Origin of the sequence: Acerihabitans arboris, assembly GCF_010131535.1 — a bacterium.
GTDB classification, from domain to species: Bacteria; Pseudomonadota; Gammaproteobacteria; order Enterobacterales; family Enterobacteriaceae; genus Acerihabitans; species Acerihabitans arboris.
Map to the genome: position 1 here is coordinate 1 of NZ_WUBS01000044.1, position 2,577 is coordinate 2,577.

At 51.7% G+C, this 2,577-nt stretch carries 2 protein-coding genes and 1 pseudogene; all 3 read right to left on the reverse strand.

The genetic code is table 11. The features are described 5' to 3' along the window. On the reverse strand, positions 1-256 hold a 256-nt coding region (locus tag GRH90_RS26100; protein ID WP_218586295.1), incomplete at its 3' end, for a hypothetical protein. Between the two features lie 662 nt (positions 257-918). Next, the gene (locus GRH90_RS25755; RefSeq protein ID WP_162368801.1) at positions 919-1,821 is read right to left on the reverse strand and encodes a leucine-rich repeat domain-containing protein; all 903 of its coding nucleotides are present in this window, start codon (positions 1,819-1,821) and stop codon (positions 919-921) included. Beyond that, positions 1,818-2,577 (reverse strand): annotated as a pseudogene (locus GRH90_RS25760) (hypothetical protein); the annotation flags it as partial. The pseudogene GRH90_RS25760 and the gene GRH90_RS25755, both read right to left, overlap by 4 nt.

Consider the following 2,577-nt stretch of genomic DNA (forward strand, 5'->3'; position numbering starts at 1 on the left):
CGGGTTTTATTTGCATCGCCAGGGCCATAGGAGGCAATACGGCGGGCTCACCGGCTTGCGCAACGGATTGGACGCTGACCAGGCCGTAACGGCAATCATGGCGCAGGCGGTCGGCGCCCTCCGCCTGGCGTTTCGCGGTGGGCCATGGCGCCGGTACTACGGGCGTGTGTATTTTTTTGTTTTGCGCCGGTGATGGCAACGCGCGGGAAGATGTATTACAGGCAACATTAGTGATAAATAGCACGCTTTGCAGCATCAGCTCCGCGCGCGCTCTTTTTAGCGCGTCGCCCGGGTGCCCGGCTAAATAACGGATAGTCTTACGTTGTGATTTTTGATCCGCAATAATATTGGCGGATTTATTATGATAATTACCAATACGACTTCTGCTATCTAGCGGGCATAACGGCATAATCAACTCCGACAGGGGAAATTAGAAAATTCTGATAAAATCATTATAACGAAAAAGAACTTAAATAATCCATATCGGCGCGCTATAATTATTTTATTTTCCCACAGGCCGATATAAGAAAAAATAATATATTTATTTTAATAAAAACGTATAAATATACATCACTCTAATTATATCGATCTGCCATGCTGCGATATACCCTGAAGTATTAAATTATTGCGATAAAAACAGGGTTCCCCCTGGACTATGGCAATCGCGGGAAATAATAATACTGACGAGGCAATTAATATTACAGTACACCTCCAGCTTCCTGTTTTTTTAACTGATGAAAACGGTCCAAGCGAGACATATTATTCCGCTGTCTAATTAATGAAACGGCTAATCTGTTTGCGGCAATCCCTTGGGGCTATCGGAATTGCAGCCCGGCCTGTGCCGGATAATGCCTGGCGCCGCGCGGGGGATGGAAAACAGCGCCGGGCGCGGTAACATGGCAGCGCGGACTGTTGTCGCTAAGGCGTATTGATAAATTCCACCGCTGCGGGCAAATGCCCAGGTCGCTGCGTAATCAAATTATGGCTGACGTCGATGAGCTTCAGGTCGCGCGGCACGTTAGCCATAATTCCTTTTAATTTATTTTTGGCGATAAAAATATTTTGTATGCCGGCGGGCAGGTTTTCCGTTAGCAATCCGATGTAATTTTGACTCAGGTTAAGCACCCGCAGCGTAGGCGGAAAGGTGGTCGCATCCAGTCTGGAAATCATATTATCCATCAGCATCAGGGAATGGAGTTTCTCCGGCCAGGTTGGCGTAAGTTGCGTAATGACGTTTTTATTGGCGGAAAAAGTCTTCAGCAATCGCGGCAGCGGCTGCGGTATGTCAGGCAGCAGGTTGCCATCGACTTTCAGGTGCCTCAATCTGCCGCCCAAGATCGAGTCCAATTCCGCCAGCTCATTAAAGCTAAGATCGAGGAAAAGTAATTTTTCCGGCATAAACCCCGGCAACGTCCGCAATTGATTATTCGCGGCGCTGAGGATAGTTAACGTATCCGGTAAATCGGGCAAAACCTGCAGCTGGTTATGGTCAATACACAGGCTCTTTAAGCGTAGTTGCCTAAAACTGGGCAATTGCTTTAATTGATTATGATTAAGGTTGAGCGTAGTCAATCGAGCGTGGGAAATCACCGCCACTGAAGCAATCTCGTTATGGCTGACATCAAGATTTGCCAACGGCTCCGGCAGCGTGGCGGGCAGGTGTTTAAGCTGATTGTGGTGGGCGATAATCGCCGCCACTTTCTCCCCCAGATCGCCCGGCAACCCGGTAAAAAGATTATGGCTGATATCCAGGTGCATTAAATCGGGCGGCAGGGTGCCCTGGATCAACGGCAGCCGGTTATTGCTAAGGATAAGTCTCACCACCTGGGGGGGTATGCCGGCGGCAAGGATCTCAGGCCTAATCCCCTGAGATCGAGCTGCGTATGGCTGTACACCAGGCAATGCCTCAATCTGTTCACGGCAACCGCACGCTCTTCATCCACTAGTCCTTGAATTGCCCATTGTTCCCATATGTTAAAGAATTGATTTCTGATTATATCCAGCTGCGCCGTGGCCTGTTCCCGGAAGGTTGCCCGCCAGGGGTGTTCGTTGCTAGTCGAGGGGAAAGCCTGGCCGGTTTCATGCAATGTCCGGATATCGACGTTCCCCAGGATACGTTGCTGTACCTCGGGCGGCAGGTTAAAGAGGCGGCGCCACGAGTCCGGTTCATAGTTTTGCAGCAGCGTGCGGCCCTGGGCCGTTAATGTACCCTCCGGATGCACATAGCGCTGCCATTGGCCATAGCTGATATCCCGCAGGGCAATAAAAGCCCCCATAGCTGTCGGGTGTGGGCTTATGCCGTTCTGTACCCATGCCCGCAGATGCGCGCCGGTAACCCGGGTATAGGGCTTGCGGCCGGGTTTGCCGGCAAACTGTTTACCCGCGCCCGGCGCCCCCCGCCCGCCCAGTCCCTGTTCGAGGATATTACGCAGCCGTTGGGCCAACGGTGCCGGTACCGCCTGCAGCACATTCCCAGCGGCAAGCGTATATCTTTTGCCGAACGCTTCACCGGTTTCGGGGTTGAAACGGAGATAAATATCCTGCGCCCCCAGCTTGTCGCCCCCCAGTTTTACCACC